Annotated in this window: 12 protein-coding genes, 1 tRNA gene and 1 pseudogene; all 14 read left to right on the top strand. The window is 58.1% G+C overall.

Features of this window, described 5'->3' with window-relative positions; all coding sequences use genetic code 11:
* Nucleotides 1-111, top strand: a pseudogene (locus tag ACIPW4_RS27010) (elongation factor Tu); the annotation flags it as partial.
* Between the two features lie 55 nt (nucleotides 112-166).
* A tRNA-Trp gene (locus tag ACIPW4_RS27015) sits at nucleotides 167-242 on the top strand.
* 44 nt (nucleotides 243-286) lie between these two features.
* Nucleotides 287-655, top strand: coding sequence for a preprotein translocase subunit SecE (gene secE, locus ACIPW4_RS27020; RefSeq protein WP_079226343.1), 369 nt, complete (start codon nucleotides 287-289; stop codon nucleotides 653-655).
* Nucleotides 656-664: 9 nt separating this feature from the next.
* On the top strand, nucleotides 665-1,198 hold the full coding sequence (gene nusG / locus ACIPW4_RS27025; protein ID WP_003255501.1) for a transcription termination/antitermination protein NusG: 534 nt from the start codon (nucleotides 665-667) through the stop codon (nucleotides 1,196-1,198).
* A 119-nt stretch (nucleotides 1,199-1,317) separates the two neighbouring features.
* Nucleotides 1,318-1,749 carry a 50S ribosomal protein L11 gene (rplK, locus tag ACIPW4_RS27030; RefSeq protein ID WP_003255500.1) on the top strand — a complete coding sequence of 144 codons (432 nt, stop codon included), beginning with the start codon at nucleotides 1,318-1,320 and terminating at the stop codon, nucleotides 1,747-1,749.
* Complete coding sequence (rplA, locus tag ACIPW4_RS27035; RefSeq protein WP_400663686.1) at nucleotides 1,749-2,444, top strand: 50S ribosomal protein L1; 696 nt, start codon at nucleotides 1,749-1,751, stop codon at nucleotides 2,442-2,444. Before rplK ends, rplA begins: the two co-directional genes overlap by 1 nt.
* 199 nt (nucleotides 2,445-2,643) lie before the next feature.
* The gene (gene rplJ / locus ACIPW4_RS27040; protein WP_060513244.1) at nucleotides 2,644-3,144 is read left to right on the top strand and encodes a 50S ribosomal protein L10; all 501 of its coding nucleotides are present in this window, start codon (nucleotides 2,644-2,646) and stop codon (nucleotides 3,142-3,144) included.
* A gap of 77 nt (nucleotides 3,145-3,221) precedes the next feature.
* A complete protein-coding gene (gene rplL, locus ACIPW4_RS27045) occupies nucleotides 3,222-3,587 on the top strand; it encodes a 50S ribosomal protein L7/L12 (protein ID WP_003255496.1) in 366 nt (121 codons plus the stop codon).
* A gap of 218 nt (nucleotides 3,588-3,805) precedes the next feature.
* Nucleotides 3,806-7,879 (top strand): DNA-directed RNA polymerase subunit beta, encoded by a 4,074-nt coding sequence (gene rpoB / locus ACIPW4_RS27050; protein WP_400663690.1) that lies wholly within the window; start codon nucleotides 3,806-3,808, stop codon nucleotides 7,877-7,879.
* A 64-nt stretch (nucleotides 7,880-7,943) separates the two neighbouring features.
* Nucleotides 7,944-12,143, top strand: coding sequence for a DNA-directed RNA polymerase subunit beta' (gene rpoC, locus ACIPW4_RS27055; RefSeq protein ID WP_400663693.1), 4,200 nt, complete (start codon nucleotides 7,944-7,946; stop codon nucleotides 12,141-12,143).
* 211 nt (nucleotides 12,144-12,354) lie between these two features.
* Complete coding sequence (gene rpsL / locus ACIPW4_RS27060; protein ID WP_003255492.1) at nucleotides 12,355-12,726, top strand: 30S ribosomal protein S12; 372 nt, start codon at nucleotides 12,355-12,357, stop codon at nucleotides 12,724-12,726.
* Nucleotides 12,727-12,832: 106 nt separating this feature from the next.
* Entirely contained in the window at nucleotides 12,833-13,303 is a 471-nt protein-coding gene (gene rpsG / locus ACIPW4_RS27065; RefSeq protein ID WP_003246741.1) for a 30S ribosomal protein S7, read from the top strand.
* A 30-nt stretch (nucleotides 13,304-13,333) separates the two neighbouring features.
* Nucleotides 13,334-15,481 carry an elongation factor G gene (gene fusA / locus ACIPW4_RS27070; protein ID WP_391138060.1) on the top strand — a complete coding sequence of 716 codons (2,148 nt, stop codon included), beginning with the start codon at nucleotides 13,334-13,336 and terminating at the stop codon, nucleotides 15,479-15,481.
* A gap of 27 nt (nucleotides 15,482-15,508) precedes the next feature.
* Nucleotides 15,509-15,777, top strand: a 269-nt coding sequence (locus ACIPW4_RS27075) for a GTP-binding protein (RefSeq protein WP_253250581.1), incomplete at its 3' end; no start/stop codon positions are given.

Raw genomic sequence — 15,777 nt, forward strand, 5'->3', positions numbered from 1 at the left:
ATGACTGTCACCCTGATCAAGACCATCGCAATGGAAGACGGTCTGCGCTTCGCTATCCGTGAAGGCGGTCGTACCGTCGGCGCCGGCGTCGTAGCAAAAATTATTGAATAAGTAGTTGATTTTCCTAATCAGGCCGGTATAATGTCCGGCGCTGATACAGCGTTACAGGTCAGTAGCTCAATTGGCAGAGCGACGGTCTCCAAAACCGTAGGTTGGGGGTTCGATTCCCTCCTGACCTGCCATTTCACCTCGGTGTGATGGCTTTCTTCTTACAGGATCCTCCTCGATGACCCCCAAAACTGAAGCCCAAGAATCGCGTTTTGATCTGTTCAAGTGGCTGGCTGTAGTGGCTTTGGTGGTTGTTGCTGTCGTGGGTAATCAATATTACTCCGCCTCTCCGATCCTGTACCGTGTCCTTGCGCTTCTCGCCCTGGCTGCTGTCGCAGGCTTTGTAGCTCTGCAGACTGCGAAGGGTAAGTCGTTCTTTGCGCTGGCGAAGGAAGCTCGTACCGAGATCCGTAAAGTCGTGTGGCCGACCCGCCAGGAAACCACCCAGACCACGCTGATTGTCGTGGCTGTCGTGCTGGTTATGGCACTGCTGCTGTGGGGTCTTGATTCCCTGCTCGGCTGGGCGGTCTCCCTGATCGTTGGCTAAAGGTGTCCCGTGGCTAAGCGTTGGTATGTTGTGCATGCTTACTCGGGTTACGAGAAGCATGTAATGCGCTCCCTGATCGAGCGCGTGAAGCTGGCTGGCATGGAAGACGGTTTCGGCGAGATCCTGGTCCCGACCGAAGAAGTCGTCGAAATGCGCAACGGCCAGAAGCGCAAGAGTGAGCGTAAATTCTTCCCTGGCTATGTATTGGTCCAGATGGAGATGAACGAAGGGACTTGGCACTTGGTCAAGGACACCCCTCGTGTGATGGGCTTTATCGGCGGTACTGCAGACAAGCCTGCACCGATTACCGATAAAGAAGCCGAAGCTATCCTGCGTCGCGTTGCCGACGGCAGTGACAAGCCGAAGCCGAAGACGCTGTTCGAGCCGGGTGAAGTGGTTCGAGTCATTGATGGTCCGTTCGCTGACTTCAATGGTAGTGTCGAAGAGGTTAACTACGAGAAGAGCCGCCTGCAGGTTGCAGTGCTCATTTTCGGTCGCTCTACTCCGGTGGAGCTCGAGTTCAGCCAGGTCGAAAAGGTCTAGGCGGACAAAGCATCCCATACCCCGCAGCCCTGTGTGCTGCGGGGTTTTGTCGTCACTGGGATAAAACGCAAGTCATCCGGGGAGCCATCTGGCGTTCGTACCCGATTTTGGAGTAGCTCATGGCTAAGAAGATTCAGGCTTACATCAAGCTGCAAGTTAAGGCCGGCCAGGCCAACCCAAGCCCACCCGTCGGTCCAGCTCTGGGCCAACACGGTGTGAACATCATGGAGTTCTGCAAGGCTTTCAACGCCCGTACTCAGGGTCAAGAAGCCGGCCTGCCGACTCCAGTGATCATCACTGTCTACAGCGACCGTAGCTTCACCTTCGAGACCAAGAGCACCCCTGCCTCGGTTCTGCTGAAGAAAGCTGCTGGCCTGACCAGTGGTTCGGCTCGCCCGAACACCGTTAAAGTCGGTACCGTTACCCGTGCTCAGCTGGAAGATATCGCCAAGGCTAAGCAGGCTGATCTGACCGCCGCTGACCTGGACGCAGCTGTACGCACCATCGCTGGCTCTGCCCGCAGCATGGGCCTGAACGTGGAGGGTGTGTAATGGCTAAGCTGACCAAGCGTCAAAAGGCAATCGCCGAGAAAATCGAAGCAGGCAAGTCCTACAACTTCGAAGAAGCCGCAACCCTGCTCGCTTCGCTGCCGGCCGCCAAATTCGTAGAGTCCTACGACATCGCCGTTAACCTCGGTGTTGACCCGCGTAAATCCGACCAGGTCGTTCGTAGCGCTACCGTGCTGCCACACGGCACTGGCAAGACCGTACGTGTTGCCGTCTTCACCCAGGGCCCAGCTGCTGAAGCCGCTCTGGCTGCCGGCGCTGACCGCGTAGGCATGGACGATCTGGCTGCCGAAATGAAAGGCGGCGACCTGAACTATGACGTCGTCATCGCATCGCCTGATGCCATGCGCGTTGTCGGTCAGCTGGGTCAGGTTCTGGGTCCTCGCGGCCTGATGCCTAACCCGAAAGTGGGTACCGTAACCCCAGACGTAGCCACTGCCGTGAAAAACGCCAAGGCTGGTCAGGTTCGCTACCGTACCGACAAAAACGGTATCATCCACACCTCCGTTGGCAAAATCGGCTTCGAAGCCGACAAGCTGAAGGAAAACGTTGAAGCCCTGATCGCTGATCTGAAGCGTATCAAGCCGGCCTCTTCGAAAGGTATCTACGTCAAGCGCGTTACCCTGAGCACCACCATGGGCCCAGGTCTGATCATCGATCAGAGCTCGCTGAACGTGTAAGAAACATGGTGGCGCGACCCGTCGCGCCACCAGCAAAAATTGGGGTCCCTGCCTGGCGGGGGCTATCCAAGACCGTAGGCGGCGCAAGCCTTAAAACTCCAGCCCACGCAGATGGTGCTCCCGATTCGTTTACCGAATCAGACACCAAAACGACATCCGGCTTCGGCCAGATGAAACGGTAAAAACCAGGAGTAAACCCGTGGCAATTAAACTCGAAGACAAGAAGGCCATCGTCGCTGAAGTCAACGAGGCTGCCAAAGTCGCTCTGTCCGCTGTCGTGGCCGATGCCCGTGGTGTGACTGTAAGCGCAATGACCGGACTCCGTAAAGAGGCCCGCGAAGCTGGCGTTTACGTACGTGTCGTACGTAACACCCTGCTCAAGCGCGCTGTTGAAGGCACCGAATTCTCGATCCTCAACGACGCGTTCAAAGGCCCGACCCTGATTGCTTTCTCCAACGAACACCCGGGCGCTGCTGCTCGTCTGTTCAAAGAGTTCGCCAAGGGTCAGGACAAGTTCGAGATCAAGGCAGCCGCATTTGACGGCAATCTGATTGCAGCGAACCAGATCGACGTGTTGGCTTCCCTGCCGACCCGCGACGAAGCTATTGCACGACTGATGAGCGTTATTCAAGGCGCCACCAGCAAGCTGGCTCGTACTCTGGCAGCCATTCGCGACCAGAAAGAAGCTACCGCTGCCTAAGGCGCGCGATTTCTTTCAAAATCATACGTTTAATTTGATGGCTGCGTAGGCTGTCACCCCAATACAGGATTTAAGTCATGTCTCTGACTAACGAACAAATCATCGAAGCAATCGGCCAGAAAACCGTTCTGGAAGTTGTTGAGCTGATCAAAGCAATGGAAGAAACCTTCGGCGTTACCGCTGCTGTTGCCGCTGCTGGCCCAGCTGCTGCTGCTGCCGTTGTTGAAGAGCAGACCGAGTTCAACGTTGTTCTGGTTGAAGCCGGCGACAAGAAAGTGAACGTGATCAAAGCCGTTCGCGAACTGACCGGTCTGGGCCTGAAAGAAGCCAAAGAGAAAGTCGATGGCGCTCCTCAGGTTGTAGCTGAAGGCGTTTCGAAAGAAGCCGCTGAAGACGCTAAGAAGAAGCTGGAAGAAGCAGGCGCTAAAGTCGAGCTGAAGTAATCTCGACCTTGCGACGCCAGCCCGAGCGTCAAGCGAAGGGCTGATGGCTGGTGGCTTATGCCACCGGCCTTTTTCCGTTATTGGTGGTCGGTCAGACCGACCCCGATAACACGCTGAAGACACCCATGTGGGTGAGCAAACCAAGGGGTTTGCACGATTTTCTGGCTGCTCCCGCCGGGAGAAGCCAAACAAGCAGGTGACCAAGCTGGGGAACGCTGATGGCTTACTCATACACTGAGAAAAAACGTATCCGCAAGGACTTTAGCAAGTTGCCGGACGTCATGGATGTGCCATACCTTTTGGCCATCCAGCTGGATTCGTATCGCGAATTCCTGCAAGCGGGAGCATCCAAGGATCAGTTCCGTGACGTCGGCCTGCACGCGGCCTTCAAGTCGGTATTCCCGATCATCAGCTACTCCGGCAATGCTGCCCTGGAGTACGTAGGCTACCGCCTGGGCGATCCCGCCTTCGATGTGAAGGAATGTGTCCTGCGTGGCGTGACCTTCGCGGTCCCACTGCGGGTCAAGGTGCGCCTGATCATCTTCGACAAGGAATCGTCGAACAAAGCGATCAAGGACATCAAAGAGCAAGAAGTCTACATGGGTGAAATCCCCCTGATGACTGAGAACGGTACCTTCGTTATCAACGGTACCGAACGAGTAATCGTTTCCCAGCTGCACCGTTCGCCTGGTGTGTTCTTCGACCACGACCGTGGCAAGACGCACAGCTCCGGCAAGCTGCTGTACTCCGCTCGCATCATCCCTTACCGCGGTTCGTGGTTGGACTTCGAGTTCGACCCGAAAGACTGCGTGTTCGTGCGTATCGACCGTCGCCGCAAACTGCCGGCCTCGGTGCTGCTGCGTGCGCTGGGCTACAGCACGGAAGAAGTGCTCAACACCTTCTACACCACCAACGTGTTCCACATTTCCGGCGAGAAACTCAGCCTGGAACTGGTACCTCAGCGTCTGCGTGGTGAAGTCGCGGTCATGGACATCCATGACGACAGCGGCAAGGTCATTGTCGAGCAGGGCCGCCGTATCACCGCGCGCCACGTCAATCAGCTCGAAAAGGCCGGTGTCAACCAGCTGGACGTGCCGATGGAATATGTCCTCGGCCGCACCACCGCCAAGGCCATCGTTCACCCGGCCACTGGCGAGATCCTGGCCGAGTGCAACACCGAGCTGACCACCGAGCTGCTGATCAAGATCGCCAAGGCTCAGGTTGTCCGCATCGAGACCCTGTACACCAACGACATCGACTGCGGTCCGTTCATCTCGGATACCCTGAAGATCGACACCACCAGCAACCAGCTGGAAGCCCTGGTCGAGATCTACCGCATGATGCGTCCAGGCGAGCCGCCGACCAAGGATGCCGCCGAGACCCTGTTCAACAACCTGTTCTTCAGCGCCGAGCGTTACGACCTGTCCGCCGTCGGCCGCATGAAGTTCAACCGTCGTATCGGTCGCACCGAGATCGAAGGTTCGGGCGTGTTGAGCAAGGAAGATATCGTCGAGGTTCTGAAGACCCTGGTCGATATCCGTAACGGCAAAGGCATCGTCGACGACATCGACCACCTGGGTAACCGTCGCGTTCGTTGCGTTGGCGAGATGGCCGAAAACCAGTTCCGCGTTGGCCTGGTGCGTGTAGAGCGTGCGGTCAAGGAACGTCTGTCGATGGCCGAAAGCGAAGGCCTGATGCCGCAAGACCTGATCAACGCCAAGCCGGTAGCGGCGGCGGTGAAAGAGTTCTTCGGTTCCAGCCAGCTCTCGCAGTTCATGGACCAGAACAACCCGCTCTCCGAGATCACCCACAAGCGCCGTGTTTCTGCACTCGGCCCTGGCGGTCTGACCCGTGAGCGCGCCGGCTTCGAAGTCCGTGACGTACACCCGACCCACTACGGCCGCGTGTGCCCGATCGAGACCCCTGAAGGTCCGAACATCGGTCTGATCAACTCCCTGGCAGCCTATGCCCGCACCAACCAGTACGGCTTCCTGGAAAGCCCGTACCGCGTGGTGAAGGAAGGCGTGGTCAGCGATGACATCGTGTTCCTGTCGGCCATCGAAGAGGCCGATCACGTGATCGCTCAGGCTTCGGCCGCGATGAACGACAAGAAGCAGCTGATCGATGAGCTGGTAGCGGTTCGTCACCTGAACGAATTCACCGTCAAGGCGCCGGAAGACGTCACCCTGATGGACGTATCGCCGAAGCAGGTTGTTTCTGTCGCGGCGTCGCTGATTCCGTTCCTCGAGCACGACGACGCCAACCGTGCGTTGATGGGTTCGAACATGCAGCGTCAGGCTGTACCGACCCTGCGTGCTGACAAGCCGCTGGTAGGTACCGGCATGGAGCGCAACGTTGCCCGTGACTCCGGTGTCTGCGTGGTTGCTCGCCGCGGTGGCGTGATCGACTCGGTCGACGCCAGCCGTATCGTCGTTCGCGTCAATGACGATGAAGTCGAGACCGGTGAAGCAGGTGTGGATATCTACAACCTGACCAAGTACACCCGCTCGAACCAGAACACCTGCATCAACCAGCGTCCGCTGGTGAGCAAGGGTGACAAGGTTCAGCGCAGCGACATCATGGCCGACGGCCCGTCCACCGACATGGGTGAGCTGGCACTGGGTCAGAACATGCGTATTGCGTTCATGGCGTGGAACGGCTTCAACTTCGAAGACTCCATCTGCCTGTCCGAGCGTGTGGTTCAGGAAGACCGCTTCACCACCATCCACATTCAGGAACTGACCTGTGTGGCGCGTGACACCAAGCTTGGCCCAGAGGAAATCACTGCGGACATCCCGAACGTGGGTGAAGCCGCACTGAACAAGCTGGACGAAGCCGGTATCGTCTACGTAGGTGCCGAAGTTGGTGCTGGCGACATCCTGGTCGGCAAGGTCACGCCAAAAGGCGAAACCCAGCTGACGCCGGAAGAGAAACTGCTGCGCGCAATCTTCGGTGAGAAGGCCAGCGACGTTAAGGACACCTCCCTGCGCGTGCCGACCGGCACCAAGGGTACCGTCATCGACGTACAGGTCTTCACCCGTGATGGTGTAGAGCGCGACAGCCGCGCCCTGTCCATCGAGAAGATGCAGCTGGACGAGATCCGCAAGGACCTCAACGAAGAGTTCCGCATCGTCGAAGGTGCAACCTTCGAGCGTCTGCGTGCTGCCCTGAACGGCCAGGTGGTCGACGGTGGCGCGGGCCTGAAGAAAGGTACCGTGGTCACTGACGAAGTGCTGGACGGTCTGGAGCACGGCCAGTGGTTCAAACTGCGTATGGCCGAAGATGCACTGAACGAGCAGCTGGAAAAGGCTCAGCAGTACATCGTCGATCGCCGTCGCCTGCTGGACGACAAGTTCGAAGACAAGAAGCGCAAGCTGCAGCAGGGCGATGACCTGGCTCCAGGCGTACTGAAGATCGTCAAGGTCTATCTGGCAATCCGCCGTCGCATCCAGCCGGGTGACAAGATGGCCGGTCGTCACGGTAACAAGGGTGTCGTCTCGGTGATCATGCCGGTAGAAGACATGCCGCACGACGCCAACGGTACTCCGGTCGACGTCGTACTGAACCCGCTGGGCGTACCTTCGCGTATGAACGTCGGTCAGATCCTCGAAACCCACCTGGGCCTCGCGGCCAAAGGTCTGGGCGAGAAGATCGACCGCATGATCGAAGAGCAGCGCAAAGCCGCTGAACTGCGCACCTTCCTCACCGAGATCTACAACGAGATCGGTGGTCGTCAGGAGAACCTGGAAGAGTTCACCGACGAAGAGATCATCGCCCTGGCGAACAACCTGAAGAAAGGCGTGCCGATGGCTACCCCGGTCTTCGACGGTGCCAAGGAGCGTGAGATCAAGGCCATGCTGAAACTGGCGGACCTGCCAGAAAGCGGCCAGATGGTGCTGTTCGACGGCCGTACCGGCAACAAGTTCGAGCGTCCTGTGACCGTTGGTTACATGTACATGCTCAAGCTGAACCACTTGGTGGACGACAAGATGCACGCGCGTTCCACTGGTTCCTACAGCCTGGTTACCCAGCAGCCGCTGGGTGGTAAGGCGCAGTTCGGTGGTCAGCGTTTCGGGGAGATGGAAGTGTGGGCGCTGGAAGCATACGGCGCGGCATACACCCTGCAAGAAATGCTCACAGTGAAGTCGGACGACGTGAACGGCCGTACCAAGATGTACAAGAACATCGTGGATGGCGATCACCGTATGGAGCCGGGCATGCCCGAGTCCTTCAACGTGTTGATCAAAGAGATCCGTTCGCTCGGTATCGATATCGATCTGGAAACCGAATAACACGTGACGCGAAGGGGAGTGGGGCAGGTAATGCCCGCTCCCTGCTCCGCCAGGAGGAAAGGCCTTGAAAGGCCTACTGAATTTGCTGAAAAACCAGGGTCAAGTCGAAGAGTTCGACGCCATCCGCATCGGTCTGGCGTCGCCTGAAATGATCCGTTCGTGGTCGTTCGGTGAAGTTAAGAAGCCGGAAACCATCAACTACCGTACGTTCAAGCCTGAGCGTGACGGCCTGTTCTGCGCCAAGATCTTTGGCCCAGTCAAGGACTACGAGTGCCTGTGCGGCAAGTACAAGCGCCTCAAGCACCGCGGTGTGATCTGCGAGAAGTGCGGCGTTGAAGTTGCCCTGGCCAAGGTTCGTCGTGAGCGCATGGCGCACATCGAACTGGCCTCGCCGGTTGCCCACATCTGGTTCCTGAAGTCGCTGCCGTCCCGTATCGGCTTGCTGATGGACATGACCCTGCGTGACATCGAGCGCGTGCTCTACTTCGAGAGCTACGTCGTGATCGATCCGGGCATGACCACCCTCGAGAAGGGTCAGCTGCTCAACGACGAACAGTACTTCGAAGCGCTGGAAGAGTTCGGTGACGACTTCGATGCCCGCATGGGTGCCGAGGCTGTCCGCGAGCTGCTGCACGCTATCGATCTGGAGCACGAGATTGGCCGCCTGCGCGAAGAAATTCCGCAGACCAACTCGGAAACCAAGATCAAGAAGCTGTCCAAGCGTCTGAAGCTGATGGAAGCGTTCCAGGGCTCGGGCAACCTGCCTGAGTGGATGGTCCTGACCGTCCTGCCAGTGCTGCCGCCGGACCTGCGTCCGCTGGTGCCGCTGGATGGCGGCCGCTTCGCGACCTCCGACCTGAACGACCTGTATCGTCGGGTGATCAACCGTAACAACCGTCTGAAGCGCCTGCTCGATCTGTCGGCGCCGGACATCATCGTGCGCAACGAAAAGCGCATGCTGCAGGAAGCGGTCGACGCCCTGCTGGACAACGGCCGTCGCGGTCGCGCCATCACTGGCTCGAACAAGCGTCCGCTGAAGTCCCTGGCCGACATGATCAAAGGTAAGCAAGGTCGCTTCCGTCAGAACTTGCTCGGTAAGCGCGTGGACTACTCCGGCCGTTCGGTAATTACCGTAGGCCCGACCCTGCGTCTGCACCAGTGCGGTCTGCCGAAGAAGATGGCCCTCGAGCTGTTCAAGCCGTTCATTTTCGGCAAGCTGGAAATGCGTGGTCTGGCGACCACCATCAAGGCTGCCAAGAAGATGGTCGAGCGCGAGCTGCCAGAGGTGTGGGACGTGCTCGCCGAGGTGATCCGCGAACACCCCGTGCTGCTCAACCGTGCACCGACCCTGCACCGTCTGGGTATCCAGGCCTTTGAACCGGTTCTGATCGAAGGTAAGGCTATCCAGCTGCACCCGCTGGTCTGTGCCGCGTACAACGCCGACTTCGACGGTGACCAGATGGCCGTTCACGTGCCGCTGACGCTGGAAGCCCAGCTCGAAGCGCGCGCGCTGATGATGTCGACCAACAACATCCTGTCGCCAGCCAACGGTGAGCCAATCATCGTTCCGTCGCAGGACGTTGTACTGGGTCTGTACTACATGACCCGTGAAGCCATCAACGCCAAGGGCGAAGGTCGCGTATTTGCCGACCTGCAGGAAGTCGACCGCGTGTTCCGCGCCGGCGAAGCTGCCCTGCACGCGAAAATCAAGGTTCGTATCAACGAAACCGTGAAAGAGCGTGACGGTTCGGTGGTCAAGAATACCCGCATCGTCGACACCACCGTCGGCCGTGCGCTGCTGTTCCAGGTTGTTCCGGCAGGCCTGCCGTACGACGTGGTCAACCAGCCGATGAAGAAGAAGGCGATCTCCAAGCTGATCAACCAGTGCTACCGCGTGGTTGGTCTGAAAGAGACCGTTATCTTCGCCGACCAGCTGATGTACACCGGTTTCGCTTACTCGACCATTTCCGGCGTTTCCATCGGTGTTAACGACTTCGTTATCCCGGACGAGAAAGCCCGCATCATCGGTAACGCTACCGACGAAGTGAAGGAAATCGAGAGCCAGTACGCCTCCGGTCTGGTAACTCAGGGTGAGAAGTACAACAAGGTCATCGACTTGTGGTCGAAGGCGAACGACGAAGTGTCCAAGGCGATGATGGCCAACCTCTCGAAAGAGAAGGTCATCGACCGCGAAGGCAACGAAGTCGACCAAGAGTCCTTCAACTCGATGTACATGATGGCTGACTCGGGTGCGCGGGGTTCCGCAGCCCAGATCCGTCAGCTGGCCGGTATGCGTGGCCTGATGGCCAAGCCGGACGGCTCGATCATCGAGACGCCGATCACCGCGAACTTCCGTGAAGGTCTGAGCGTACTCCAGTACTTCATCTCGACACACGGTGCTCGTAAGGGTCTGGCGGATACCGCACTGAAGACTGCGAACTCGGGTTACCTGACCCGTCGTCTGGTAGACGTTGCACAAGACTTGGTCGTGACCGAGATCGACTGCGGCACCGACCAAGGCCTGTTGATGACCCCGCACATCGAAGGCGGCGACGTTGTGGAGCCGCTGGGTGAGCGCGTACTGGGCCGTGTCATCGCCCGTGACGTGTTCAAGCCAGGCACCGAGGACGTCATCGTTCCGGCCGGTACGCTGGTCGACGAGCAGTGGGTCGAGTTCATCGAGCTGAACAGCATCGACGAAGTCGTCGTGCGTTCGCCGATCAACTGCGAAACCCGCTTCGGTATCTGCGCCAAGTGCTACGGTCGCGACCTGGCTCGTGGTCACCAGGTGAACATCGGTGAAGCTGTCGGCGTTATCGCTGCACAGTCGATCGGTGAGCCGGGTACCCAGCTGACCATGCGTACGTTCCACATCGGTGGTGCTGCAAGCCGTACTTCGGCTGCCGACAGCGTCCAGGTGAAGAACGGCGGTATGGTGCGTCTGCACAACCTGAAACAGGTTGAGCGTGCCGACGGTAACCTGGTTGCCGTATCCCGTTCGGGCGAACTGGCCATTGCCGACGAATTCGGTCGTGAGCGTGAGCGTTACAAGCTGCCTTACGGTGCGGTGATTTCGGTCAAGGAAGGTGACAAGGTCGAAGCTGGCGCCATCGTCGCCAAGTGGGACCCGCACACCCACCCGATCGTTACCGAACTGAAAGGTACCGTGACCTTCGTGGGCATGGAAGAAAACATCACCATCAAGCGTCAGACCGATGAACTGACCGGCTTGACCAACATTGAAGTACTGGACGTCAAGGATCGCCCTGCCGCAGGCAAGGAAATCCGTCCGGCAATCAAGATGGTCGACGCCGCTGGCAAGGACCTGTACCTGCCAGGTACCGACGTACCTGCCCAGTACTTCCTGCCGGCGAACGCCCTCGTTGGTGTGGCTGACGGTGCCCAGATCGGTGTTGGTGACGTTATCGCGCGTATCCCGCAAGAAACGTCGAAGACCCGTGACATCACCGGTGGTCTGCCACGCGTTGCCGACCTGTTCGAAGCGCGTCGTCCGAAAGAAGCCTCGATTCTGGCTGAAGTCAGCGGCACCATCGCGTTCGGTAAAGAGACCAAGGGCAAGCGTCGTCTGGTCATCACACCGACCGACGGCAGCGATCCGTACGAAGAGCTGATTCCGAAGTGGCGCCACCTGAACGTCTTCGAAGGCGAACAGGTAAACCGCGGCGAAGTTATCTCCGACGGCCCGAGCGATCCCCACGACATCCTGCGCCTGCTGGGTGTGAGCGCGCTGGCGAAGTACATCGTCAACGAGATCCAGGACGTTTACCGTCTGCAAGGCGTTAAGATCAACGACAAGCACATCGAGACCATCCTGCGTCAGATGCTGCGCAAGGTCGAGATCGCCGAGTCGGGTGACTCCAGCTTCATCAAGGGCGACCAGATGGAACTGACCCAGGTGCTGATGGAAAACGAGCGCCTGGCAGGGGAAGACAAGTTCATCTCCAAGTTCACTCGCGTGCTGCTGGGTATCACCAAGGCCTCGCTGTCGACCGAGTCGTTCATCTCCGCGGCGTCCTTCCAGGAAACCACCCGCGTACTGACCGAAGCGGCGGTAACCGGCAAGCGCGACTACCTGCGTGGTCTGAAAGAGAACGTGGTCGTGGGTCGTCTGATCCCGGCTGGTACCGGTCTGGCCTACCACAGCGAGCGCAAGCGTCGCCGTGATGCCGACAAACCGCTGCGCGTAAGTGCCAGTGAGGTGGAAGCCGCACTGACCGAAGCGCTGAACTCCAGCGGTAACTAAGTACAGGGCAGGGCCCCGGCTAGCCTCGAACGGATATCGGTGACATGAAATGTTGCCGATGATCGGGCGAGGAGGGCCGGGGCCTCGTCTTGACTGGGTGCAAGATCCTCCGTAGACTTTTGTACCCTTAAATTTGGTGAGGCTCCGTCTCGCCAATTTTTGGCTTTCTTGCAAGACAATAGAGTCGCAAGACAATCAGTGGAGCTAGTAGATGGCAACTATCAACCAGCTGGTACGTCAGCCGCGCAAGCGTTCGGTCGAGAAGTCCGACGTTCCTGCGCTGCAGAACTGCCCGCAGCGTCGTGGCGTGTGCACCCGCGTGTACACCACCACGCCGAAAAAACCTAACTCGGCACTGCGTAAAGTATGCCGTGTGCGTCTGACCAATGGTTTCGAGGTTTCCTCGTACATCGGTGGTGAAGGCCACAACCTGCAAGAGCACAGCGTTGTCCTGATCCGTGGCGGCCGTGTAAAAGACTTGCCAGGTGTTCGTTACCACACCGTTCGCGGCTCTCTGGATACTTCGGGCGTTAAAGGCCGTAACCAGGGTCGTTCGAAGTACGGTACCAAGCGTCCGAAGTAATCGGCCGTTTGCAGACTTCCATTTTTTTGAGTCGATAAGAGTAAGGTCGGGCAGGGGTCGAAGACCCACGTCCCGGGCTAACCTGAAGACCGTTTGAGGGCTTATCATGCCAAGACGTCGTGTAGCAGCAAAACGTGAGATTCTTGACGATCCGAAGTACGGATCCCAGATTCTCGCCAAGTTCATGAACCACGTGATGGAAAGCGGCAAGAAGGCCGTAGCCGAGCGCATCGTTTACGGTGCCCTGGATACCGTCAAAGCACGCAAGAACAGCGACCCCCTGGAAATCTTCGAGAAAGCTCTCGACGCCATCGCTCCGCTGGTCGAAGTAAAGTCCCGCCGTGTTGGCGGTGCCACTTACCAGGTTCCGGTTGAAGTTCGTCCATCCCGTCGTAACGCTCTGGCAATGCGCTGGCTCGTAGACTACGCCCGCAAGCGCGGCGAGAAGTCGATGGCTCTGCGCCTGGCCGGCGAACTGCTGGATGCTGCCGAAGGCAAAGGTGCTGCAGTCAAGAAGCGTGAAGACGTTCACCGTATGGCTGAAGCCAACAAAGCGTTCTCGCACTACCGCTTCTAATTCAAGCATCAATCATTTTGCGAGGGCTTTATGGCTCGTACTACAGCAATTAACCGCTACCGTAACATTGGTATCTGCGCCCACGTTGACGCGGGCAAGACCACCACTACCGAGCGGATCCTGTTCTACACAGGTCTGAGCCACAAGATGGGCGAGGTGCATGACGGCGCCGCGACCACCGACTGGATGGTGCAGGAGCAGGAGCGCGGTATCACCATTACCTCCGCTGCCGTTACCACCTTCTGGAAAGGTTCCCGTGGTCAGTACGACAACTACCGCGTAAACGTCATCGATACCCCCGGCCACGTTGACTTCACCATTGAAGTAGAGCGTTCGCTGCGTGTACTCGACGGCGCGGTCGTTGTGTTCTGCGGTACCTCCGGCGTTGAGCCGCAGTCCGAAACCGTATGGCGTCAGGCCAACAAGTACGGCGTTCCACGTGTTGTCTACGTGAACAAGATGGACCGTGCCGGTGCAAACTTCCTGCGCGTCGTAGGTCAGATCAAGAATCGTCTGGGTCACACCCCGGTTCCTGTTCAGCTGGCCATTGGTGCCGAAGACGACTTCCAGGGTCAGGTTGACCTGATCAAGATGAAAGCCATCTACTGGAACGACGACGACAAGGGTACTACCTACCGCGAGGAAGAAATTCCTGCCGAGCTGGTGGACCTGGCCAACGAATGGCGCAGCAACATGGTCGAGGCTGCTGCCGAGGCCAACGAAGAGCTGATGAACAAGTACCTTGAAGAAGGTGACCTGTCCGTCGAAGACATCAAGGCTGGTCTGCGCGCCCGTACCCTGGCGAGCGAGATCGTTCCTGCTGTCTGCGGTTCCTCGTTCAAGAACAAGGGCGTTCCCCTGGTTCTCGACGCCGTGATCGACTTCCTGCCTGCGCCAACCGAGATCCCTGCGATCAAGGGTATCCACCCTGATCTGATCGACGTGCCGAAGGATGAGGTCAAGCCAGAGCAGTACGACGAGCGTCCTGCTGACGACAACGAACCGTTCTCGGCCCTGGCGTTCAAGATCGCCACCGACCCGTTCGTGGGTACTCTGACCTTCGTCCGCGTCTATTCGGGCTTCCTGACCTCCGGTGACTCCGTCATCAACTCGGTCAAGGGCAAGAAAGAGCGCGTTGGTCGTATGGTGCAGATGCACGCCAACCAGCGTGAAGAAATCAAGGAAGTACGTGCAGGCGACATCGCTGCTCTGATCGGGATGAAGGACGTCACCACCGGTGATACCCTGTGCAACCTCGACAAGCCGATCATCCTTGAGCGTATGGACTTCCCTGAGCCGGTGATTTCGCTCTCCGTAGAGCCGAAGACCAAGGCTGACCAGGAGAAGATGGGTATCGCACTGGGCAAGTTGGCCCAGGAAGACCCGTCGTTCCGCGTCAAGACCGACGAAGAAACCGGCCAGACCATCATCTCCGGTATGGGTGAGCTGCACCTGGACATCCTCGTTGACCGCATGAAGCGCGAGTTCAACGTCGAGTGCAACGTCGGCAAGCCGCAGGTTTCGTACCGCGAGAAGATCACCAAGTCCAACGTCGAGATCGAAGGTAAGTTCGTTCGTCAGTCGGGTGGTCGTGGTCAGTTCGGTCACTGCTGGATCCGTTTCTCGGAGCCGGACGTCGACGAGAAAGGCAACATCACCGAAGGTCTGGTGTTCACCAACGAAGTCGTTGGTGGTGTGATTCCTAAGGAATTCATCGCCCCGATCCAGAAGGGCATCGAAGAGCAGATGAAAAACGGCGTTGTTGCCGGCTATCCGCTGCTCGGCCTGAAGGCTACGGTGTTCGACGGTTCGTATCACGACGTCGACTCCAACGAAATGGCGTTCAAGATCGCCGCTTCGATGGCGACCAAGCAACTGGCCCAGAAGGGCGGTGGCGTGGTGCTTGAGCCGATCATGAAGGTCGAAGTTGTAACCCCGGAAGACTACCTGGGTGACGTGATGGGTGACCTGAGCCGTCGTCGTGGGATGATCCAGGGTAATGAAGACTCGGTGTCCGGCAAGGTAATCACTGCTGAGGTACCACTCGGAGAAATGTTCGGTTACGCAACCGACGTTCGTTCCATGTCTCAGGGTCGCGCAAGCTACTCCATGGAATTCTCCAAATACGCCGAAGCTCCGTCGAACATCGTCGAAGCACTCGTTAAAAAACAAGGCTAATCCCCTTTAGGCAAGAGGTTCACTGTCGTGGCTAAAGAAAAATTTGATCGTTCCCTTCCCCACGTTAACGTCGGCACTATCGGCCACGTTGACCACGGTAAGACCACTCTGACCGCAGCTCTGACTCGCGTCTGCTCCGAAGTTTTCGGTTCGGCCGTCGTTGAGTTCGACAAAATCGACTCGGCTCCAGAAGAAAAAGCGCGCGGTATCACCATCAACACCGCTCACGTCGAGTACAACTCGAACATTCGTCACTACGCTCACGTTGACTGCCCAGGTCACGCTGACTACGTGAA

The organism is Pseudomonas sp. NPDC089996 (genome assembly GCF_044748405.1).
Lineage (GTDB): Bacteria > Pseudomonadota > Gammaproteobacteria > Pseudomonadales > Pseudomonadaceae > Aquipseudomonas.

What these genes read in the sequence shown, in the direction of transcription:
- secE (WP_079226343.1), top strand. Translation starts at nt 287, where the DNA reads ATGACCCCCAAAACTGAAGCCCAAGAATCGCGTTTTGATCTGTTCAAG.
- rplA (WP_400663686.1), top strand. Translation starts at nt 1,749, where the DNA reads ATGGCTAAGCTGACCAAGCGTCAAAAGGCAATCGCCGAGAAAATCGAA.
- rplK (WP_003255500.1), top strand. Translation starts at nt 1,318, where the DNA reads ATGGCTAAGAAGATTCAGGCTTACATCAAGCTGCAAGTTAAGGCCGGC.
- fusA (WP_391138060.1), top strand. Translation starts at nt 13,334, where the DNA reads ATGGCTCGTACTACAGCAATTAACCGCTACCGTAACATTGGTATCTGC.
- rpoB (WP_400663690.1), top strand. Translation starts at nt 3,806, where the DNA reads ATGGCTTACTCATACACTGAGAAAAAACGTATCCGCAAGGACTTTAGC.
- rpsL (WP_003255492.1), top strand. Translation starts at nt 12,355, where the DNA reads ATGGCAACTATCAACCAGCTGGTACGTCAGCCGCGCAAGCGTTCGGTC.
- rplL (WP_003255496.1), top strand. Translation starts at nt 3,222, where the DNA reads ATGTCTCTGACTAACGAACAAATCATCGAAGCAATCGGCCAGAAAACC.
- rpsG (WP_003246741.1), top strand. Translation starts at nt 12,833, where the DNA reads ATGCCAAGACGTCGTGTAGCAGCAAAACGTGAGATTCTTGACGATCCG.